The sequence below is a fragment of the Eubacterium sp. AM05-23 genome (assembly GCF_003477535.1).
Lineage (GTDB): Bacteria > Bacillota > Clostridia > Eubacteriales > Eubacteriaceae > Eubacterium > Eubacterium maltosivorans.
Genome location: NZ_QUDF01000009.1, coordinates 1 through 22279, shown reverse-complemented (window position 1 = coordinate 22279; position 22279 = coordinate 1). Strand labels below are relative to the sequence as shown.

Below are 22279 nucleotides of genomic sequence, written 5' to 3'. Positions count from 1 at the left end.
AAGATGTTTAAAGAAAAAATGGTTACTCCGGCAATACCAGAAAGGGTATATGCTCTTTGCAAAATTGTTGAGAAAGGTCCAGTTACAACATCCGAGATAAAAGAAAAAATGGAGCCTGATTTTTTAGGAAATAAATCGTCGTATTTTAATGACTATAGAAATGCGGCCGAAGAATTAGGACTTATCTCAATATCGGATGATTTAGTAAGCTTGGCAGTAGAAGATAAAATTGTAAAGAGCACAGACAACATGAGGACATACATTAACCAACAGTTGGAAAAATTTAATGCTGGACAGTTTTATTTAGTAACGAACGCTTTTTTTGAGAAAGGTAGCGATATTTTTAAAGAAGACAAAAATATTGCTAACTTAGGTCCGATGTTTTCGGAGATGACAGGATTGCAGGTAGACGCGATGGCTATGCGTGCATGGCGCTTTTGGGCTTCATTCTTAGGATTTGGATATTTGCAAGATATGTTTGTTATTCCAAATGCAAATGTGTTTTTAAAGGATATTATAAAAGAGTCCAATTTTGAAAAGAATAAAATGTATTCAATCAGTGAATTTATAGACATTTTATCTCCTAAAGCCAATATTATTATTTCAGATCCGTCTAGCAAAAAGTTTAATTATGGTGTTTCAAATGGATTAAGAGCCTTGCAGGATTCAGGCTTCTTGAAAATGGAACATATTTTGGATCAGAAAGATATTTGGGCACTATATCCGATGAAAGCGTACTCAAATGATTCGATTATTACGAATATCACGATACTTTAGGAGGAGTAATTAATATGAATGCTGAAATAGCTAAAGAAAGAATTTCAGATGTTGCGCGCCCTGACTCAATTACTTCATCTGAAGGAGATTTCTTGGCTACACACGTAGCGGTTAAAAAGCTTAAAGTTTTAGACAAGTTTGAGTTATCGCCTACAGGTGGTAAATCATATACAGAAGAAGAATTATTTAAGGAGTTAATCAGTAATCCAGAGGATAGGCATCAGTTTATTGCTGTATATGGGCAGAGTGGAACTGGAAAATCGCATCTTATACGTTGGTTTGAAGCTAGATATGAGCAAAATAAGCCAAAGGATGAGGTTATTTTATTTATTAGACGAAGTGACAATACTTTAAAGGGAACGATAAGACAGCTTTTAGAAAAGCCAGAAGTACAAGATATTTCTAATAAAGAGGTTTATGAAAGACTTGTAAAGGCATCTCTGTCTGTAGAAGAAAATAAGCTTAAAGATATGATTTATCATAATTTCATTATTGAAATCAATAATGATTCAGATGAACAAGATATTAAGCTGACTACAGTAAGAAAAAAGAGGTTAATAGCTTTCTTAAATAATGAAGTCGTACATGATTATTTAATGGGGGCTAGTGGGCCTGTTGAGAGGATGTATTCGAAAATTGCGGAACATACTCTTGTAGATAGAGATACAGTTGCTCAGTTTGAAACAAATGATTTTATTGTATCTTCAGAGCTATATAACAATATAACTAATGCTGGTGCGGATCCCAAAGCTGAGAGGATGGCTAGGAAATTGATGTCTGATGAAGAAGGTCCAAATGAAGCACAGGAAATTGCATGTTATTTAAATCAGTTCGTTGGCGCGGTTATTCAGAGGTGTGCTGGGATTGAGCCAGGTGATTTTAAACAGATTTTTTTAGATATAAGGAAGGAATTATATAGGCTTGATAAAAAGCTGACCTTGTTTATTGAAGATGTAACTTCTTTTACTGGTGTGGATACGGCATTGTTAGACGCTTTGATTGAAGAGCATACTGGTAAAAGAGATGGAGAAAACCTTTGTAGAATATCTTCAATAGTTGGAACAACAAATAATTATCTGCAGAACAACTTTAAAGATAATCATAAGGATAGAATAACCAAGTACATTTATATTCCAAGTGATGTATTGGATGAGGACGGGTTATATGAGTTTGTGGCTAGATATATTAATACAATGTCCTTGGATGAAGAGAGCATTGCTGATTGGGTAAATGGACATGCAAATCCCGAAGATTATCCAGTACATGATGTTGTAGAAGGTAAGAATTGGGAATTTGTTAATGTAGGATACAATAAAGAGATTAATATTTATCCCTTTACTAGAAGAAGTATACTTTATTTTTATAATTATGTGCTTCAAAAGGGACATCAGACTCCACGATATATAATAAGAGATATTATTGAACCTGTGGTTAGAGATGCAATCTTTAATAAAGAGTCTTTCCCAAGTGTAGATATTGATGTGGTGAACGTAAATCAGACTCTGAGCTTCAGAATTCATTCACAAATTAGTGATGAGAAAATGATAAATAGAGTTTTAAAATTTATGAGCGTTTGGGGTAATGGAAAGCCGGATCAATACGATGAGAATGGTAGAACATTTATTGCTGGAATCCCTAAAGATGCTTTTGATGATTTTAATTTTCCGTCATTAAATATGGATAAGGTACAAGCACCTGTTCATGCTGAAAAAAAGAGTGATGGAGATGCTCAAACAGAGGAACCGGTAATCCCTCCGGTTGAGACTGCAGATGTCAGCGTTCCTGTTGCGAAGATTAAGAAGTTGGATGCAGCAAATAAGTTGTTGACTAAGTGGACAAATGAACATAGCATTGATATTTCTGCAACAGTAGGTGCATCTGGAACAGTTCATTCTGCTATTTATGATGAGATTCCTGATTATCTGTACTCTGCGATCAACTGGCAAGCCGAAGGCGTTACGACTAATAATGCAAAAAAAGTCAAAGAATCATCTTTGCTTTTTGTTGCCTTAGAAGGCCAAACTAAAAACGAGGGATTGTATGTACTACCGGCAAATTGGAATAGTATAAATATTATTCTTGCGTTTATTAGATGGAAAGAGTACGGAAACAAAAGTTGGGATTATCCAGACGCTGATTTTGACGCATATTTGATTACTACATGGACAGAATCAATAAAAAAGGAACTTGTTGCGAGAGTTAAAGAATATAAGCCTGGAGTTGAGACTAAATACATTGAGGCTGCAATTGCTGGTGAGATGTATCGTACGATTCTTACAGGGGAATTCAGGGAGAAGACATTAAAGAACTTTACCATTAAAGAACTCCTTGCAAGTAAACCTAATAAGAATACTTCGAATTCACATAGCAAAGAGTGGAATAGTTTGCTAAGTGTTATGGAGCAGAAGAATGCTGCAAAGAATAACCAAGAAACTGTTCGTACATATTTTAATATTGATCAGGGTGGTGGAAGTAAAGTTATAGTACTTGATCAAATTTTGCTTTCAAAAGTTTTTAGTAAAGTTAAAAGAAATCATTTGACAATAACAGAAGAAGAAAAACAGAGTGATGATAAAGTGAAATTAAGAAAAGATGCTTATGTTTTTCTTAATGATATTGAAGAAAGAATGGAAAGCGTTGCAAAGGCTGAGCTTGAACTTGGAAGAGAAAAACTTGAAAAGATTTTTGATGCTTTTGGTGACGATGAAGTAGGTGAGGAAGAGCTTACAGAGTTTGTTGAACGTGCTAAAAAATTCTTTGAGGAAGCAAACAAAACGCAGATTAATGTTAAAGAGTGTAGGTTAGAAGGTGAGAAAAAATTACCGACATTAGCTAAAGCTATTTCTGATATAGCAAGCGTGTTAGATGAAAAAGATCAATTGACGATATTGATGGCTTTTTCAGGAGATCCTATAGCTACTATTAAGCCTTTATTGGAGTTCATTGATAGTTTGGAAAATGAAGTATTAAAAGCTAAGAATCAAATTATGAGCAAGAAATCTGGCTTGGTAGGGTTAGATGGAACAGAAGTGGATGAACGCTATATTGAAGAGAAAAAGAATATAGTGGAATACAAAGAGAAACTCGAAAGGATGGTGAATGCATGATTTTTGAAGAATTAGCAACAACAACAAAAGACATGCAGGATCTGCAAAGAAAAATTAATATTCAAAAGAATCAAGATGAGCAAAATGCAACGGACAATAGATTCAGATTGCTGCTTGTTCAATTAGACAAAATGATAGATGCAATTGAATATTTGCATTACAACATGAATGTTGATTCCGATGATGAGCTTATTTCTAATACAGAGAGTACCCTTGCACTTTTAGAGGAATCTATAGAAAACGGTGTTGCTGAAAAGGAAAAGGTTGATTCGGCTGATAAAAATTATAAGGGTTTACAAACCGAGTTAAAAAGAATGTGGCCTAAACAGTTTGATCAGTTGACTGCATTTACATTAGGAACGTTAAATGTGATTCAAGGAATTAATCCGGAAAAGGTATCAGCATGTATAACCAGAATTCAAGCCGCCAAAACCTGGGATAATAACCTAAATCAGCTTCAGGACATGAAGTCTGCTATTGATGAGGCCGAAAAACTAATAGATAGCCTTGGACTTGATGAAGAAATAAAAACGTTTTTAAGCAAAATAAGAAATGGAAAAGCGACGCTGGAAGATATCTTCTCTGCTGATGATAAGATTTTGAATTGGATTAAGAAAGAAAATCTACAGCGAAAGATGTATGTTTCTTTGAAGTAGAAAGCTAGAGAAATAGATTGACACCTTATATACTCAAGGATATACTTAAGTATATCCTTTTTATATTGGAGGAAATATGGATTACGTATATAGATTTCCAGTAGTTAGAGGCGTTCAAGCTGGTTCAGAGTATTATATTGCAATGGTTCCGTTGAAAATGCTTTCAAAATTGTTTTCAACAGATGAAGAAGAGTATATACCGCCTGAGTATAGAGCACAGCGAAAACTGAATGAGAGCAGAATACCTATAATAAGTAAGTATATCTTAGACAACCGTGAAAACTATGTTTTTTCTGCGCTAGCTGCATCTATAGATGGTAAGTTTGAATTCAAGAATAATAAGGCTGACGATGATACTGGGATTTTAGAAGTATCAATGGATGCACATTTTCTTATAAATGATGGTCAGCATAGGAAGTCTGCAATTATTGCTGCATTAAAAGAGGATAAATCATTAGAGAATGAAACTATTTCTATAGTTTTTTACGCGGATAAAGGGCTTAGAAGAAGCCAGCAAATTTTTACTGATTTAAATAAAAATGCGGTGAAGACATCAAATTCTATTTCTGAGTTATATGACTCGAGAGACGAAATGGCAGTTATAACGAGAAATGTGATTTGGAATAATGATTTTCTTAACACATATACAGACAAAGAGAAAGATATTTTGGGCAAGTATTCTTCGAGTTTGTTTACTCTTAATACATTTTATACTGCTAATAAAACTATAGTTGGAAGAACTATAAAAAAGGATACTGAAAAGTTTTTGTTGAACTATTGGAATAATGTAGTTGAACATATGGTGCAATGGCAAGAACTTCAACATAGAGAAATTACGAAAGTAGATCTAAGGGAGAGCTATATTGCTACACAAAGTATCGTTATACAGGCACTTGGACGTATTGGAAATTACTATTTTTCACATCAAGATAATATGGAAGAAGGATTACGAAATCTAGAAAAAATCAATTGGAGCAGAAGTGCTAAGCAATGGTATATGCGAGCAGTTGGAAAGAATGGTCGAATTATTACTAGTAAAAGAGCCGCTTTGTTGATTTCAAATGTAATAAAGAAGGAACTCGGAATTGCATTAAGTGCTGAAGAAATAAATGCAGAAGAGGCATTAAAGAAAACAATAAAAGATTAGAGGATTGAATATGGCTATTACAAAGGAATTGATAGATGGACTTATTATAACCATCCAGAATTTATATTTGGCAGATGATATTCCATGGATGGTTGGCTACTCCGGTGGAAAGGATAGTACTGCAGCTGTTCAATTAGTATGGATGGCATTAGAGAAGCTTCCTAAAAAGGATAGAAAAAAACCTATCCATATAATGAATACAGATACTTTGGTTGAGTCTCCAGTGGTTTCAAAATGGGTAGAGAAATCTTTGGAATCGATGAGAGTTGAAGCAGAGAAGTGTGACTTACCAATTATACCAGAAAGGCTAATTCCAGATTATAATAACACCTTTTGGGTGAATCTTATTGGACGTGGATATCCATTTCCTAGAATGAAGTACAGATGGTGTACAGATAGATTGAAAATTCAGCCAGTAAATAATTTTATTAAAAATAAAATTGCAGAGCATGGTGAAATAATATTGGTTTTGGGAACTCGAAAGCAGGAAAGCTCAAGAAGAAATCGAACTATGACAAATCTTGAAAAGAAAAGAGTTCGAGAACTTCTTAGTCCTAATCCGACCTTAGCTAATGAACTTGTTTTTTCTCCTATGGAGGATTGGACTGATGACGACGTTTGGGCCTTTTTGATGCAATATAAAAATCCTTGGAACTATTCCAATAAAGATCTTTTAACAATGTATCGAGGCGCAACTGCTGATAATGAGTGTCCACTTCAGGTAGATAAATCTACACAATCTTGTGGAAAGAGTCGTTTCGGTTGTTGGGTATGCACGATGGTTGAAAAAGATAAGTCGATGGAAGCTATGATTGCCAATGATCAAGAGAAGGAATGGATGAGTGCTCTGTTGGAATTTAGAAATGAATTCGGTAATGAAGAAGGAGATAGAGAACGAAGAAGTTTTAGACGAATGAAAGGCAATCTTCAAGGAAATTATGGAAAGCTTTTTCATGGTCCATACAAAAAAGAAGTTCGCGAACAATGGTTAGAAAGACTGCTTTCTATTCAAAAAGATATAAATGAGAATGGGCCTGAAGAATTTAGAGATCTTGAACTGATTCAAATAGAAGAATTACAGGCTATTAGAAGAATTTGGGTGAATGATAAACATGAGTTTGATGATGCATTACCTAAAATATATGAAAGGGTATTGGGAAAAACTTTTGTAGATCCTACGTGGCTACATAATGAGAATTTTGAGTCAGATGAATGGGATATTCTTAAGAAGGTTTGTGCTGAAATGTATCCGGAAGAGGAATTAGCTTTTGAAATGATGTACACACTGATTGATGTTGAGAATAAGGCTTCCGATGTGAATCAGAGAAAAAATATTCTGGATGATATCAATAAAACTATAGCTAAAACGTTCTATAAAGATGAGAATGATGCAACAGAGTACTATTCCAATATAATGGTCAGAAAAAAAGAAAACGGTGGTAAATACAATGAAAAGTTTTTGGATTACCAACCGCTTGAAGCTGAATTTGAAGATAATGAGGATGAATAATCTATGATTATTAGGAGATTACGATTGCATAACTTTGGAGTATATGCAGGAGATAATGAATTTTTATTTACGAATAATAAGCCAATAGTTTTAGTTGGTGGAATGAATGGACGAGGAAAGACTACTTTTTTGGAAGCAGTGCTTCTCGCTTTATATGGATCTAATTCTGTAGCTTATACAGAAAGCAAGAAGAGGTCTTATTCGCAGTATCTTAAATCTTTTGTTAATAAGAATGCAGAAGACAAAAAGTGTATTGTAGAGCTTGAGTTCGAAATAAATAACGGAACAATAGAAAACTACTTAGTAAAAAGAACCTGGAACAGTCTTGATAAGAAAACCGATGAGAGCATTTTTGTTTATAAAGATGGCGTGGCAAATGAATTCCTAACACAGAATTGGCCTATGTTTGTTGAAAACATTTTACCTAGTGCGTTATCAAGTTTCTTCTTCTTTGATGGTGAAAAGATTGCGGAAATGGCAGTAGATAGCTCTAATAACCAGTTAAAGAATGCTATTAGATCTATGCTGGGTATCACAGTATTAGATGTATTGGGAAATGATATTCTAAGGAATATTAAGAAGATAAATAAGGATGATTTAAATGATAAATCTTCGGAAATGGTTCAAAAGTTGCGAGATGAAAAGGATCAAGCAATTGCAGAATTAGAGGAGATTGATGCAGAGATAGAATCTTTGACACATGTTTTAGCTGAGGACAATGATAAGCTTGAAGCTTTGCATCAGTTATATAACGCAAAAGGTGGAGATGCTGTAGAAAAGAAACAGGAAACCACGCAAAGAAGAGCTTTATTAAAGTCTGAGTTGCTATCTGAAGAGAACCATTTGAGGGAAATTGCAAGTAATGAATTACCGCTAGTATTAGTTTCGGATTTGTTACAGAACATTAAGCTACAAGCTACAGATGAGCATAATGATACGATTATGCGTGAGGCTGTGTTGCAGTTAGATGATATCTTGGATGAATTTGCAAATGAATATCATGGTGATACGAAGGCAAGTTTTGATTTTGTTGAATATGTAAAAACTCGTCAGAAAAACTCACAAGACGAACCTTTTTACAGTTTGTCAGATCAAGCATTGTTTCAGGTTAACAATTTAGTTGAAGGTCTTTTAAATTCTTCAAAAACAGAGGCAAAAAGAATATTAGCGGAGAATAAGAAGAAGCAAAAGCAAATCGGTGAATTAGATAGCTACCTTTCATTAGATATTAATGAGAAGGAGCTAAAAGAAGTATACAAGAGGATAAAAAAAGCCGAGGAGAAACTGATTAAGGATCAAGTGAAAATGTCTGCGTTAGAGCAAAAGAGGAGTGCTGCAAATTCTAAGGCTATGACAGCTACATCTGAATTCAACAAGTATGTCGAATCATATTTAGCAACCGCAGAGTCTCGTGATAGTGCTGAGAGAACTATCAAATATTCCAATATAGCACTTAGTATTTTAGATAGATATCAAGTTGAATTACAGAAGAGAAAGACTGATATCTTGGCTGAAACAATTACATCTTGTTACAAAAAACTGGCTAACAAAAAGAATCTAATTGACAAGATTGTGATGGAAGCGGATTCTTTGGCTATTAAGTATTTATCTGAAGAAGGTAAAGAGGTGACACAAGATTCTTTATCTGCCGGAGAACAACAGTTAATGGTGATATCCATTCTTTGGGCGTTAGCAATATGTTCAAAGAAAAAGCTTCCTGTAATTATTGATACTCCATTATCTAGATTGGATTCTTTGCATAGAACGGCGTTGATAAATACATATTTCCCTAATGCGGGAGAACAGACAATTATCCTATCAACAGATTCTGAAATAGACAGTACATATTATGGCTTGATGAAAGAAAATGTTGGAGATGAGTTCACCCTTAAGTATGATGAAAAAACAAAAAGTACATCTATTGAACGTGGGTACTTGATTGGAGCGTAATTATGATAATAAAGCAGGTTAGAGTTTCTCAGCAGGCGAAAGATCAGTTATCTAGATTAAAAGGAAAGACTGGGATTAAGAATTGGAATGTTTTGTGTAGGTGGGCACTGTGCTATTCGCTTAGCGAAAAAACAATACCAACAGATATTCAAATTGCAGCAGATAGTAACTTAGAGATGTCTTGGTTGACCTTTGGCGGCGATTATTATGAATTGTATGAAGCATTGGTTAAGGCATGGTGTCAACAGATGAAATTGCCTACGGACAACGAAACTGTAATAAAGTATTTTAGATTGAATTTAGAACGTGGAATAGCTCATTTATGTGGAACAGGTTTTATTAAAGAATTTGATGATTTAATAAAACTTGCGGTGAAGGAGAAAAGGACATGAGTACGTACTTAGATTACAATGCGTCTGCCCCAATTGATTTGCGAGTTTTAGATTGCATGGTGGATGTTTATAAGAATTCAATTGGAAATGCAGACAGCAGGACTCACGGGTTTGGCGAAAAGGCTAGATCAGTGGTAGAGGATGCTAGAAAGCAGGTTGCAACTCTTTTAGGAATATCATCTGATGAGATCTTTTTTACCAGTGGAGCCACTGAAAGTAACAATATAGCCATAAGAGGGTTAGTGGATTATGGTAAGAAGACTGGAAAGATGCATATTATCACGACGGCGATTGAACATAAGGCAGTTCTTGAAACCGTAAAACACTTATCTGAAGATGGTTTTGAAGTTGATTTTGTTAAGCCCGGTCTGAATGGAAGAGTAAATGCTAATGATATTTTAGATAAAGTAAGAGAAGATACCCTACTTGTTAGTGTTATGCATGTAAATAATGAAACTGGAATTATACAGCCAGTTAAGGAAATCGGTGAAGTACTTGAACAAAAAGAGGTTTTATTTCATGTTGATGCTACTCAAAGTTGCGGAAAACTTGTCGATGAGCTGCGAAGTATTAAATATAATATGCTTTCGTTTAGCGCTCATAAACTAATGGGACCTCAAGGTATAGGTGTACTTGTTTTAAGAAAGAAAAGATATAAGTTGCCACCTGTAAAGAATATTATGTATGGTGGTCAACAAGAACATGGAATACGTCCTGGTACAATACCAGTTGCATTGGTTGCTGGATGTGGTATGGCTTGCGAAATAGCAAATAAAGAGTATAAGGATAATGCAACAAAAGCTAGTGATATTAAAAAGGCTATACTTCAAGAATTGAATGAGTCTGGAATAGAGTATTCCGTTAACGGAGATCCAGAGTTTTGCGTTGATACTACTATTAATGTTTCATTCAAAGGGGTATCATCTGAAGCTTTAATGATATCTACAAAACAGTTTTGTGGTGTATCAAATGGATCAGCATGCACCTCTAAAAATTATTCTCCTAGTTATGTATTAGTAGCTATGGGAATTGATACTGATACGATTGAAAGTTCATTACGTATTAGTTGGGGAGCAGGAACGGATAAAGACGAAGCGGTAGAAGGTATTAAGGAACTTTTAGCGGTAGCAAAGCAGTTTAATTCGTAAAGTGGGGGATGAAGGTGGATTCAAACAAATTAAGCACAATATTATATTCAAATAAGTTAGACGTAAAGAAATTTGAGAATCTGCTGAGTAATAATGATCAGGGATATAAGTTTTTTTGGCTAGAGGCAATTCTAAAGTTAATTGCTCAAAATAGGCAGCTATTTACATTTGAAGATGTAATAGATGAGATGATAGTTGGCGCATAGCGTATGGTTACATACTATCATCTTCGTTTGGGACATACAGTTAATGGAAATGCGGAAAACTTTCTTGAACATGCTATAAGAATTCTTTATGAATGCTCAAAGAAAGAAATTGGAAACAAGACTCCGTCAAAAGATCGACTAATGTTTTTGATTAAGAAGTATCAAGATAATTTGATGGAAGATAAGCTACATTTGACAGATTATGTCCCATATAGATTAATCAAGCGTTGAAAAGGAAGGTAAAGAATACATTGATAGAAAAACCTACGGACGATTTATTGCTTATTTGAACGCATTTACCAAAGCGAATCATGAATTCTTTTATGACATTGTAGATGCTGAGAATCCGCTTATGAGAAAAATTCGTCTCAACGAAGAATGGGTTAATTTTATTATTCAGAACTATGCTGTTATTATGGGATGGCTTAGATTTAATAAAGCTTTATTTATTCAAGATCGTAATCCGGGTGTACCTGGGGTTATGTATAAAGTTGCCCCAGAAACCGAAGAAAAACGAAAATCCTTGAAGAATGCGAGAGAATTATGGATTGCTACTGTAGATGTTACAGGAAGACCATTGTATGAAATATATACTGGTAATGAGTTGTCTATAGATGAGTTTGATTTGGATCATTTTGTACCAAGGTCATATGTATCGAACGATGAATTATGGAATCTTACACCGATGGCTAAAAATTTAAATTCAAGCAAGAATAATAAGTTACCAGATCGAAGATACATCAAGGATTTTGTAAAGTATAATTATTATTTATATAGCTTAATATTCGCTAATGATAGTAAAGACCAGGCCGCCATTTTGAAACATTATTTTGATAGATGTGAGAATCAGCATTTGAATGCAGTATGGGCTACAGAAAAGCTTTATATTCCGGGTAATACAGAAGAACAGTTTAGAAATATTTTGGAAGAAAACCTTAGTCTTGTATACGATTCTGCCAAGTTACAAGAGTATGAAGAGTGGGTAATCTAGATGAACCAGACTATTACTTATTACAACCAAAATGCGGAGGAATACTTTAATAAGACAGTCAATGTTTCAATGCAGGCGCTATATGATCAGTTTGAAGCATATCTAAACCCCGGTGATAAGATTTTAGATTTAGGATGTGGAAGTGGAAGAGATTCTAAATATTTCTTATCCAAAGGATACGAGGTGGTTTCAGTAGATGGTTCAATTGAGATGTGTCGCTTAGCTGCAAAGTATTTATGTAAAGAGGCACGGAATATTACTTTCAATGAACTTGATTATGTTGACGAGTTTAATGCAGTATGGGCATGCGCTTCATTATTGCATGTGGATTCAGGTGAACTGCTTGAGGTATTTGCTAGAATAAGAAAGGCGTTAAGGGATAAAGGTCTAATATACGCTTCATGGAAATATGGATATATGGAACATATTAACAATGGAAAATATTATACTGATTTGAACGAAAATTCACTTGTTGAGCTTTTTGATTCATCTTCTTTTAGTATCGAAAAATTATGGATAACTGAAGATAATCTTTTGCGCGGTGAAAAATGGATTAATATTATCGGTAAGAAATAAATGGTTTATTCTTATAACGCTTATATACTCAAAAATTAAAAGGCATCTTGTAAAAATTAAGCTGGTATTTTTAACGTACACCTCGTCGTGTAATGTATAATCAGAACCTACTAAAAGGAGCTGATTAACGAACACGAGGAGGTGTTTTTTATGTCTATGGAACATGAAGAATTGGTAAAGTGCTCCAATTGTGGAAATGAAGACGGCTTTGTTATTTGGCAGAGCCTTAATGCTACGCTTAATCCGGAGGCAAAAGCTGACATGATGGAAAGCTGCCTGTTTGAGCATAAGTGTCCGAAATGCGGTCATGTTGATAGTTACACATATGATCTTTTATATCATGACATGGAATCAATGTTTATGATTCAGCTTTGTGAATCGGAAGAACGTGTGGCAGATTATATTGCTATGTTTGATGATTTTTCTAAAAAGACAGATGACCTGATAAAAATGGATGATGAGTATAAACTGCGCTTGGTCGATTCTAGAAACAATCTTCGAGAGAAAGTTTGCATTTTTGACCATAGTCTAGATGACCGTGTAATAGAGATTATGAAGTTATTTATCAGGTTTGATATCTCCCAAGAGGATCCTGATCATGAGGTGGATGAAATCTTTTTGGAAATTAGTGATGATGTTCCATCAAGATTTGCTATATGTCTTACAGATGGACAATGGGGCAGTACACCATTTAATCAGGAGGTGTATGACAAAATTAAAGAAGAAATGATAGATCCGGAGGATGATGGAAAACGCGACTATATTGTAAATATGCAATGGGCTGGCGAATGCATACATAATATGGCAGAAAAACTAGATAAGTAGCTTTGGGTTTGGGGGTGAAAATGTTGGAAAAATACAAGTCTAACCTCAAGGAGTTAAGACTAGATGCTGGTCTAACCCTTGAGGAGTTGGCTGAAGCAACAGGCTTAGGCAAAAGAACAATCATTACCATAGAAAATGATGCAGGTGCTAATCCGTCAGTGGGTACGGTGAAGCGCCTTTTGGCGTATTTTGAGATTACATTTGAAGAGCTATATCCGTAAGCGAATTGTAAGGGAAAGTGCAAGATGCTGCACTTGTTGGTAGAGGTACTTTCTTTTATAATAAAAATACGAACAGGTGTTCGAGCAAGAATGAAGGGAGGAAATAGTTAAGTGAAAAATGTGGCAATGCGCGGTTGGCAATATCCTAGAGGGCGGACTCAGATATGCCGACTGCGAAAGGCGATTCATCAACGCCTTTTAGTACGGACTTGCAAAGGTGACAAATTTCCCTTTTCCTTTACAAGCACAAATTGTTTATTAACGCATTTGTATTGTAGAAGGAGAGACGATGAAAAAAATTAGTTTATATTGTAAAAAGTGTAAATGTAGTATGCGAGTCAGCTATACACTTTCAGGAAATTTGGAACAGCCGGTGTTGTCCGGCATTACTATGAAATGTCATCGCTGTAAAAGAGTTATGGCACTTAAGAACTACACAGAGGGCAAAATGCTTGCTCACACGGATAATAGCGATAAGCTATTTATCTAGTACCTGATCCGGTGGGATCATTAGAAATGGGAAAATTGAATGATGGCACTCATGATAAAGGAGACATTTAGTAACAAAACGTTGGCTTTTTTAGGATCGAAAGGAGGCAACGGAATGGGATATGGTGTCCCAGGCTATATGAATTAGATAAAGTGAGGAATTAAAATGAGTATTGGACAGAAAATAAGAATGGAAGCCAAAAAGCAGAACCTGAATTTTAAACAGCTTGCTATGAAAGCAGGAATGCCCTATACAAGCTTCTACTCGATCTTGAAACGAGACAGTCAACGTGTGTCCGCAGTAAGTTTATAAAAAGTAGCTAAGGCTTTAGGGGTTCCGATGGAATACTTTCTTGACGACGAGGCGACAACCGCAGTCTATAAAGTACAACTAAAGCCTGAGAAAAGGAAGAAAAAAGCTAAGAAAAAGAAGAAAGCTAAAAAAATCTAATCATTAAATCAAGATATTAGGTTGAGAAAAATGGGGAACCGGAGGCAGTTCGTTTTCGCGTTCCCCTTTATTTGTGTGCACGAAAATCGAACAAACCGTGGTTTTTAGGCTTTTGTTGATCCCCAGTATCAAAACAACAAATATGTCTGGCCCAGCAGATGCAGAGAGTGGGCCCGGCGGTGCGGCAGACCACTTATGCCAATCCGTCGTCAATGGGGTGGAGAGCGCAGACTCATGTAAAACAAAAGCGGCTCGGGGGACGTCCTATGTTGTGCTGTGTGTTTCGCCATGGATTAAATGGTAAGCCTGGACGGGAATGGGCGAAAGAAACATGCGGGAAACCGCCTTGAAGTGGACCTGCTGGAAGAGAATTTTTGATAGGGCAGGAAAGAGATAACTGAAATCAAAAGTATCCTTTATTTTTTGATTTTTCCTGAAAACAGGCTATCTCTGCCCTACGGATACAAAAGAAAAAAATTAAAAGACATGTACCGATCGCAAGAAAAAAGAATATTAATAAAATTTGATGTGGACAACTATGATAATATAATAATAAATTCAAAAAGGAGTAGTACCATGATAATTTCAAAGGAAATACGGATAAATGTTGGCCAAAATCTGCAAAAAAAAGAAGTAGTCTAAAAATTACATATTTCGAACTTTCAAAAAAGCTAAAAATCAGTGAAAGCATTTTAAAAAGAATCGAAACTGGTAAGTATTCTGAAATCACATTGAAACAAATTAAATATATTTCTGAATGTTTAAATATATCTTTAGATGAGATGTTATTTTTAAATAACAGTAAAAAAAATTATAGAGAAGGTGGAGATTCAGAATTGTGTCAACAGTATCTGAATTTAGACAATTTAGATAGAAGTAATAATAAAAGTGATATTAAAAAAATACTTAGTAAAATCGAAAAAGAAATATTGAGAAGACAGTTGAAACCACAATTATATCTTTCTAAAGATGAATATGAACTGATTAGTTATTACAATATGATTGAAAATCAAGTAACAAAATGGCAGGTTATTGGCAAACTGATAGAGCTAGGAAAAAAAGAAAATAAATATAATAACAACATAATATATATTGATTTCCATAACAGAAAAAAGCTATAGAGACACCTTAATGCAGCTTTTGAAAAAAATCCGTGAGTAATGTAAAATGAACTTAAACATCTGAAATTCGGAGGAATAACAATGAATATCATTATATGTGACGATGATAAGTCTGTTCCTGGATTTTTAATTCCATACATTAAGAGTATAGAAGATCACTATTCTGATATAGATACTTTTTATTTTAATAATGGAAAAGATTTAATAGAATGGTCAAAAAAGAATTCATCTAGAATTGATATCTTATTTATTGACATAGAAATGCCAACAATGGATGGATTAGAAACTGTCAAATTATTGCGAACAATGGGTAAAAACTGCATTATTATATATATTTCTTGTCATAGAGAGTATGTTTTCGATACACTTAATTATGAAATATTTAATTATTTAGTAAAGCCCTTAAATAGCGAGATTTTAATAGAGTGTTTGAATGCAGCAATCGAAAAATATAAAAAAAGTCATTATATACATGAAGTATATTGTGACGGAAGCCACTACTTTTTTCATTTAGATAATATTTATTATATAGAATCATTTCGAAGACAAGTGACCTATTATACTAAAACAGGAGAATATACAGTATTTGATCAAATTTCTAAGTTAGAAAAGATTTTTGAGCCATACGGTTTTTTAAGATCTCATAAAAGCTACCTTATTAATATGTCAAAAGTGATTCGCTATAAAGATTGTACGTTTTATTTAGTAGGAGGTGGAACGGCAATGATCAGTAATCGGCAACGTTCAGATATTTTAAAAAAGTATTATGAATACATTAAAAAAAGAGTTTTTTAGGATAGAGTTTTGCCACAATAGATGTATTCATTACAAAAAACATTGCGTTTGTGTAGGTTATGAAAGCTGTATAAAGATAAGTAGCTAATAAAATAGTTTAAAAAGAGGATGGAAAAATGAACAACAAGTTAATAAAAAACAGAAAAATTTTATTAATACTCATAGCTATAGTAATCGTAATTGCAATAATAACGAGCTATAGCATTTTCAATGCAATGAACAGTCCTGAGAAGGTTTTAAACAAATATATTGAAGCTGTAAATCAACGTGATTATGAGCGAATGTATGCCTTGACGAGTGACAAAGAAAAAAATGAAGATCGTAAGACTCAATTTATCGAAAAAAACAAAAATATTTATGAAGGAATTAACGGTCAAAATATGGCTGTTAAGGAGATTCGCAGTATTCAAAAGGTAAAATCAAATTATCAAATTATTGATTATGGATTTACGATGGATACACTTGCCGGACCAATCACCGAGTGGGGTGTTGTGAGATTTCAAAAAAATGGTATTTTCAAGCCTTATCAAATTGTGTGGGAGCCCTCTGTTATTTTGCCGGAATTGCAGAAAGATGGAACTGTTACCGTCACGGAGGAGCCAGCGAAGCGGGGAGATATCATAGATCGAAATGGGAATCCCTTAGCGACCACCGGTGTTGCTTCCGCCGTTGGGCTGGTGCCTGGAAAGATGAACGCCGAAACCAGGGATGCCGACTTTACAAAGCTGGCGGAGCTTTTGAGTATGACCGTCGAAGCAATCCAGACAGCACTGTCGGCAGAATGGGTTACTGATGATACTTTTGTCCCAGTTAAAACCATTGCAGGCGGAAATACCGCGCTGGAGACAGAACTTCTGAAGATACCAGGGGTGATGATTAATGATGAAAGCGTCCGTTTTTATCCTTATGGCAAAAAAACATCGCATTTGACCGGTTATATTCAGGGAATCAGCGCAGAGGAACTGGCAGAAAAAAAGGATGAAGACTATACAGAAAACAGTGTGATTGGAAAAAGCGGGCTGGAAAGACTTTATGATGAACGATTGCGTGGGGAGGATGGTATAACAATTACAGTAAATCAAACCTATCCTGAATCGAATATGATAGCAAAGGAAGTCATAAAAAGTAAAGAACCTGTGCGAGGAAAAGATGTCAAAACAACGATTGATATTAACCTTCAGAACACCTTGTACGACCAGTTTGCCGCAGATAAAAGCTGTTCGGTCGCTATAAACCCTAAAACAGGTGAGGTACTGGCTCTTGTGAGTACACCAACTTACGATGCCAATACATTTATTTTAGGGCTCAGCGACGAGAAGTGGCATGCGCTAAATGCCGATCCGGCTAATCCGCTGTTCAGTCGATTTGAGTCCATCTACGTGCCTGGTTCATCTTTTAAACCAGTGACAGCAGCCGCAGGTCTTGAAACTGGAGCTTTTACCGCGGATGAGGACTTTGGGCCAAGCGGATTAGTCTGGCAGCAGGACAGCAGTTGGGAGGATTTTAACATCACGACATTGGAGGAATACAGCGGGCCTGCGAATCTGGAAAATGCGCTGGTTTATTCCGATAATATTTATTTTGCTAAAGCTGCTTTAAAAATCGGCGGGGACCGTTTTGCCGACACGCTGAAAAAATTAGGCTTCGGCGAGACCATTCCCATTGACTTGGATATGTCCCCTTCCCAGATATCGGAAAGCGGAGGATTTGACAATGAAGCCCAGCTGGCGGCCAGCGGCTTTGGGCAGGGACAAATTTTAGTCAATCCGCTGCATATGGCGTCCATTTATTCGTCTTTTACAAATGATGGCAGTATGATAAAGCCCTATATTGAATACAAAGAAAATATACAGCCAGAGTATTGGAAGGAGCAAGTCATCTCAAAAGATATCAGCGACATCATCCGTAACGACCTGATCCAAGTAGTGGAAAATCCGGCGGGCACAGGACATGAGGCCAGGATAGAGGGGATGAGCATCGCTGGAAAAACAGGCACAGCCGAAATCAAGGCATCCCAGGATGACGTCACTGGTACAGAACTTGGGTGGTTCAATGCCTTTATTGCAGACTCGGCCAGCAGTCAGCAACTGATGGTGGTCAGTATGGTTGAAGATGTGAAGGATCGTGGCGGCAGTCATTATTTAGTGCCTAAGATAAAGGCGGTATTCCAATCGCTCATTTCGTAATCGAGACAACTGACCTTTAACCAAAGCGTGTTTGAATACTTGATTTTGTCCATTAAACAAAATATAATTGATTATAGTTTGATAATATAAAAAATGTGAGGAAAATCATGTATCAAAGAATATTGGCTTTGCTTCAGCAAAACAGATTATCAGCTCGTAAGTTAGAAATACAGCTGAAGTTTGCAAAAGGAACAATCGGACGAATGAAGGATCACTCACCTTCAATTGAAAAGGTAGCTAAAGTAGCGGCTTATTTTAATGTAACAATGGAATACTTGTATTACGGTACCGATATTACGACAGAGAGAGACGAGAAAGACCCGATGATAAGGAAAAATAAAGAAGATACTCTTGCTATTTTGGATTCTTTTACAGATATCAGAGATCAATCTATATTCGTTGGAAGAATTAGTATTATTGCGGAGCAAATGCTAAGTGAGAGGAGCTATGAAAATGTTAATGCGCAATTTATCAAATAGGGCTAATAAAATCCGTTTATTTTTTTAGCAGATAGCGCATCCAATTCTATAATGTTGTTGCTGTACAAAATATTTTCTATAACCTTATGTTTTTGGCCAAATTATTCTTGAGAATGGAATCTTTGAAATGCTGGGGTTTGGTTAGTAGACACGCTCTAAAAATGGTTGAGAAGTATACTAAAAAATAAAGCCGGATTTCTGAGGGAGTAAATTTAGATGGATGATAAGTTGCTATTTAAAATTATTTTATCAACGGATAAAAAGGAACGGAAACACTTTTCAGAAGCCATGTTTTGGGGCGATATGGCTTATCGAACCGCCAAAGAGAAACGGAAATTAAAAATGGGCATAAAATATATTTTCATCGTTACCCCTATATTCCTTGTATTATTTCCGATTCTTGTTTTTACCAATAGTATTCAATGGTTGAACCTAATTATGCTTGGTTTCGTGTTATATTGTCTATTTCTTGCCCTGCTGGTTCCATGCGGCGATTACTATCTGATAGAATTTAAATCGATAGTCGGACGCAAAAAGGGTCTCATTGATGAACCCTTTGATTGTATTGACTTTTATGATGATTATATAAGATATAATGGATTAGATAAAACTGGATATAAAGGATTTAATTTTAAAGAAATACGACACTGCTTCTATTTAAAATTTATTTTGTATGAAAATAAAAAGACAAAACTTGAGGGGTTCTTTTTATTGAAATATCAGGATATTGAGAAAAGCGGTGTTGATATTGATCCCTTTCGTGACTTTCTGTGTGAGAAAGCCAATGTTTCTAATGAATGAAGCATTGGATTTCGTTTTGAGATTGGTGTTGATTTCGATATGTGTGACATTCACCAAAACCACATCAGGTCGAAGATAGCTAGCCGCTTCTACTTTCCAATATCGGTATTGATTACTTCCACGCTATTCCATTTCAAGCTGCTTTTTAAACACACGGATTCTCCCTCTTTTTTTGTGTATCCCAAAAAGCTAAACTTTTAAAGCTGACTTTTTTGACAATCTTAATTTCTTGTATTATAGTAAAAAAGTATTAATTAAAGAAAGTTTATGCTTGTTTAGTTTTGTAATATACTTTGTAAGGATAATTTACTGAAAAGGAGATTTACTATGGAATTATTATATATAAACGAACAGCGATTTACTGAAGAAGAAGCAAACGAGATCAGTATGAAATATTTAAAATTCCCGAACAGAGGCAAAAAAATTACTCTTTTTATAATATTTTTATTACTTGATTACTTATTATTTAAACAAATAGATCCGTTTACTCTGTCATTCTACTCTGTGCTCTTTTATTTCTGCCTGGTTTTCGGGGGGGTAGGTTTAGTGTATCTCCTTTTTTCCAAATATATTAACTTTGTATTAGCGAAAAAAATAGCAGTTTCAAAAAGGAAAAAATGGAAAGAATCTGGATTTACCCCAAGAGGCAGAATCCTTTTTTATGAGGACTATATTATTAATGAATCCGTTCTCTTTAATGATTCTGAAGAAATTATCGAGATAAAAAACAAAAAATATCAATATTCTGATATTACAAGTCTGCGTAATGAGGATGAAGGGAAGATATGGATTGTTTATTTTGGATATTCTTTTTTTGTAATTCATAGAAGAGGCTTTATTCAAGGATCGCCAGACGATTTTAAAAAATTTATCAACTCAAAAATTATGGTTAATAGGTTAAATTCTATAACTAAATAGGAAACAGTGAGAAAATTCTACTATGGAAAAACACGAAATATATTTGCTGGCAGCGTAAAACTGCCAGTGAGTTAAACCCACTGGCAGAAATTTTTATTTTTTTAATTGTCTATTTGACGGGGATCGGTTCATCATTAAAGTGACAGCCCTTGTTTGTTACATAGCAGGTAAAGCCCAAACTTTGGTTAAAAATTCTCCAAAAGATGGAAGAAAAGTTGGTATACCGGCAATTAAACCTGGTCCAATAAGAGGAACAAATAAAAGTAATCCGACAGTAACTAAAACAGCATATCCGTACTCATTCACTGTCGCCATTTCAGGCATTGCGCCTGCTGCGGGATTGGCCGTCATTTTAATCTCAAAATATACTGTTTCAGTATCCGTTGGACTTTTATGAACGATCTGTTCAACCAGGATACCAAATGACGGTAAGCCACCCTGTACATCAAAAGAGACTGTGACCGAACCTTTTCCAATTGTATTTGCAAGCTCAACCGAAGCGGATAAAAATCCATCATTACCAAACGCGAGCTTTGTATCCGAAGTAAAGCCTTTGTAGATTTCTTGAGCGTGATCAAGTTCTAGTTTGTCAAAAACACCATTCTCAATTTCAATGACTGATTTCTGATTATCGGGTATATCTGCTAAATTTACAATTGGATTAAAGTTACCTTCAATCCCCATCTTATAAAAAACATTGAAATAAGTGGTAAAAATCGTATAGGTGTTATTCCATTCCCAGCCGATCGGTCTCAAATTAAAGGATACTAACATGCTTTCAGCAAGTTTTCGCACAAGATCACTTGAATCGTAATTTGAAACACCCGCATCTCTGCCTGATGCCGTAACTTTGTCGATATCCATTGCGCCGTAGCCACTGCCGATTGAAGTTTCATAGTATTGATCGAAAGCCCAGTTTTCCGGGATTCGCTGGCCAATGTTTCCTGAAAATCCTGTTGACATATCTGCCACATAGCTCTTTTCTGCATAACCTGCATTCGAAATAGCAGTACATGCATATCTGGGACCATAAATACCAACTTTATAGCTTCCAATACTCGCTTTTACACCTCTAAAATAGGGCACTACATTACTATTGACCTCAAAATCATATACATCAAAATCAACTGCAAAATAGATTACTGTTCCATTCGGCAAACCTAAATTTTCGGCAGCTTCTACCGCGTAAGCAGCATCTGCCCGGCCTTGAGCATAGTTAAAATATCCCGCTTCTGTTACATCATAATCACAGTTCAATATGTCTTTTCCTGAACGTTCAAAGATTGGGATATAATTTAATCCTGCAATTCTCATATTATTAAGTTCAGTTCTGGAAACAGACCAATAGCCTGTCAGATAACGACCCACGTAGTTAATCCCATTTGCCTTTAAATTAAGTGCACGTTCCAAAGTAATTCTATCAGTACAATCACAGGCATTGCAGCTGCGGTCCACATTTCCTTTGCTGACAAGTAAAGCCGCCCAAGTCGACAAGCCAACCCATCCATCGGCCTCCAATGCCATCAGGCTCTG

At 35.3% G+C, this 22279-nt stretch carries 20 protein-coding genes; 19 read left to right on the top strand and 1 reads right to left on the bottom strand.

Annotated elements, in window-relative coordinates; all coding sequences use genetic code 11:
- The first annotated feature begins 3 nt into the window (after window positions 1–3).
- The 19 genes from DW091_RS13325 (at window position 4) to DW091_RS13230 (ending at window position 20746) form a co-directional block, all read left to right on the top strand.
- Entirely contained in the window at window positions 4–777 is a 774-nt protein-coding gene (locus DW091_RS13325; protein WP_118518394.1) for a hypothetical protein, read from the top strand.
- A 14-nt stretch (window positions 778–791) separates the two neighbouring features.
- Window positions 792–3884, top strand: coding sequence for an ATP-binding protein (locus DW091_RS13320; protein WP_118518393.1), 3093 nt, complete (start codon window positions 792–794; stop codon window positions 3882–3884).
- Window positions 3881–4540, top strand: a complete 660-nt coding sequence (locus tag DW091_RS13315) for a hypothetical protein (RefSeq protein ID WP_118518392.1) — start codon at window positions 3881–3883, stop codon at window positions 4538–4540. Before DW091_RS13320 ends, DW091_RS13315 begins: the two co-directional genes overlap by 4 nt.
- Window positions 4541–4616: 76 nt before the next feature.
- Entirely contained in the window at window positions 4617–5687 is a 1071-nt protein-coding gene (dndB, locus tag DW091_RS13310; RefSeq protein ID WP_118518391.1) for a DNA sulfur modification protein DndB, read from the top strand.
- Window positions 5688–5697: 10 nt separating this feature from the next.
- Window positions 5698–7197, top strand: coding sequence for a DNA phosphorothioation system sulfurtransferase DndC (dndC, locus tag DW091_RS13305; protein ID WP_118518390.1), 1500 nt, complete (start codon window positions 5698–5700; stop codon window positions 7195–7197).
- A gap of 3 nt (window positions 7198–7200) precedes the next feature.
- On the top strand, window positions 7201–9147 hold the full coding sequence (gene dndD, locus DW091_RS13300; RefSeq protein ID WP_118518389.1) for a DNA sulfur modification protein DndD: 1947 nt from the start codon (window positions 7201–7203) through the stop codon (window positions 9145–9147).
- A gap of 2 nt (window positions 9148–9149) precedes the next feature.
- Window positions 9150–9539, top strand: a complete 390-nt coding sequence (dndE, locus tag DW091_RS13295; protein ID WP_118518388.1) for a DNA sulfur modification protein DndE — start codon at window positions 9150–9152, stop codon at window positions 9537–9539.
- Window positions 9536–10687, top strand: a complete 1152-nt coding sequence (locus DW091_RS13290; protein ID WP_118518387.1) for an aminotransferase class V-fold PLP-dependent enzyme — start codon at window positions 9536–9538, stop codon at window positions 10685–10687. Before dndE ends, DW091_RS13290 begins: the two co-directional genes overlap by 4 nt.
- A 14-nt stretch (window positions 10688–10701) precedes the next feature.
- The gene (locus DW091_RS13285; RefSeq protein ID WP_147365291.1) at window positions 10702–10893 is read left to right on the top strand and encodes a hypothetical protein; all 192 of its coding nucleotides are present in this window, start codon (window positions 10702–10704) and stop codon (window positions 10891–10893) included.
- 286 nt (window positions 10894–11179) lie between these two features.
- Window positions 11180–11884 (top strand): HNH endonuclease domain-containing protein, encoded by a 705-nt coding sequence (locus tag DW091_RS13280; RefSeq protein WP_158577896.1) that lies wholly within the window; start codon window positions 11180–11182, stop codon window positions 11882–11884.
- Window positions 11885–12460: a class I SAM-dependent methyltransferase gene (locus DW091_RS13275; RefSeq protein ID WP_118518384.1), complete on the top strand. Its 576-nt coding sequence runs from the start codon at window positions 11885–11887 to the stop codon at window positions 12458–12460. It begins immediately after the preceding gene.
- A 150-nt stretch (window positions 12461–12610) separates the two neighbouring features.
- Window positions 12611–13285, top strand: coding sequence for a CpXC domain-containing protein (locus DW091_RS13270; protein WP_118518383.1), 675 nt, complete (start codon window positions 12611–12613; stop codon window positions 13283–13285).
- Between the two features lie 20 nt (window positions 13286–13305).
- Window positions 13306–13506, top strand: coding sequence for a helix-turn-helix transcriptional regulator (locus tag DW091_RS13265; protein WP_118518382.1), 201 nt, complete (start codon window positions 13306–13308; stop codon window positions 13504–13506).
- Window positions 13507–15090: 1584 nt separating this feature from the next.
- Complete coding sequence (locus tag DW091_RS13255; protein ID WP_118518380.1) at window positions 15091–15567, top strand: helix-turn-helix transcriptional regulator; 477 nt, start codon at window positions 15091–15093, stop codon at window positions 15565–15567.
- Window positions 15568–15648: 81 nt separating this feature from the next.
- Entirely contained in the window at window positions 15649–16362 is a 714-nt protein-coding gene (locus tag DW091_RS13250; RefSeq protein WP_118518379.1) for a LytTR family DNA-binding domain-containing protein, read from the top strand.
- A 116-nt stretch (window positions 16363–16478) separates the two neighbouring features.
- Window positions 16479–18548 (top strand): penicillin-binding transpeptidase domain-containing protein, encoded by a 2070-nt coding sequence (locus DW091_RS13245; RefSeq protein ID WP_118518378.1) that lies wholly within the window; start codon window positions 16479–16481, stop codon window positions 18546–18548.
- A gap of 107 nt (window positions 18549–18655) precedes the next feature.
- Window positions 18656–19027 (top strand): helix-turn-helix transcriptional regulator, encoded by a 372-nt coding sequence (locus tag DW091_RS13240; RefSeq protein WP_118518377.1) that lies wholly within the window; start codon window positions 18656–18658, stop codon window positions 19025–19027.
- A gap of 216 nt (window positions 19028–19243) precedes the next feature.
- Window positions 19244–19828, top strand: a complete 585-nt coding sequence (locus DW091_RS13235; protein ID WP_118518376.1) for a hypothetical protein — start codon at window positions 19244–19246, stop codon at window positions 19826–19828.
- Window positions 19829–20155: 327 nt separating this feature from the next.
- Window positions 20156–20746 carry a hypothetical protein gene (locus tag DW091_RS13230; protein WP_118518375.1) on the top strand — a complete coding sequence of 197 codons (591 nt, stop codon included), beginning with the start codon at window positions 20156–20158 and terminating at the stop codon, window positions 20744–20746.
- A gap of 156 nt (window positions 20747–20902) precedes the next feature.
- Here DW091_RS13230 and DW091_RS13225 read toward each other — a convergent pair.
- Window positions 20903–22279 (bottom strand): glycoside hydrolase domain-containing protein (locus DW091_RS13225; protein ID WP_118518374.1); only part of this gene is annotated, 1377 nt, incomplete at its 5' end.

Coding starts and splice junctions, on each gene's coding strand:
- DW091_RS13325 (WP_118518394.1), top strand. CDS start 4: ATGTTTAAAGAAAAAATGGTTACTCCGGCAATACCAGAAAGGGTATAT.
- DW091_RS13320 (WP_118518393.1), top strand. CDS start 792: ATGAATGCTGAAATAGCTAAAGAAAGAATTTCAGATGTTGCGCGCCCT.
- DW091_RS13315 (WP_118518392.1), top strand. CDS start 3,881: ATGATTTTTGAAGAATTAGCAACAACAACAAAAGACATGCAGGATCTG.
- dndB (WP_118518391.1), top strand. CDS start 4,617: ATGGATTACGTATATAGATTTCCAGTAGTTAGAGGCGTTCAAGCTGGT.
- dndC (WP_118518390.1), top strand. CDS start 5,698: ATGGCTATTACAAAGGAATTGATAGATGGACTTATTATAACCATCCAG.
- dndD (WP_118518389.1), top strand. CDS start 7,201: ATGATTATTAGGAGATTACGATTGCATAACTTTGGAGTATATGCAGGA.
- dndE (WP_118518388.1), top strand. CDS start 9,150: ATGATAATAAAGCAGGTTAGAGTTTCTCAGCAGGCGAAAGATCAGTTA.
- DW091_RS13290 (WP_118518387.1), top strand. CDS start 9,536: ATGAGTACGTACTTAGATTACAATGCGTCTGCCCCAATTGATTTGCGA.
- DW091_RS13275 (WP_118518384.1), top strand. CDS start 11,885: ATGAACCAGACTATTACTTATTACAACCAAAATGCGGAGGAATACTTT.
- DW091_RS13270 (WP_118518383.1), top strand. CDS start 12,611: ATGTCTATGGAACATGAAGAATTGGTAAAGTGCTCCAATTGTGGAAAT.
- DW091_RS13265 (WP_118518382.1), top strand. CDS start 13,306: ATGTTGGAAAAATACAAGTCTAACCTCAAGGAGTTAAGACTAGATGCT.
- DW091_RS13250 (WP_118518379.1), top strand. CDS start 15,649: ATGAATATCATTATATGTGACGATGATAAGTCTGTTCCTGGATTTTTA.
- DW091_RS13245 (WP_118518378.1), top strand. CDS start 16,479: ATGAACAACAAGTTAATAAAAAACAGAAAAATTTTATTAATACTCATA.
- DW091_RS13240 (WP_118518377.1), top strand. CDS start 18,656: ATGTATCAAAGAATATTGGCTTTGCTTCAGCAAAACAGATTATCAGCT.
- DW091_RS13235 (WP_118518376.1), top strand. CDS start 19,244: ATGGATGATAAGTTGCTATTTAAAATTATTTTATCAACGGATAAAAAG.
- DW091_RS13230 (WP_118518375.1), top strand. CDS start 20,156: ATGGAATTATTATATATAAACGAACAGCGATTTACTGAAGAAGAAGCA.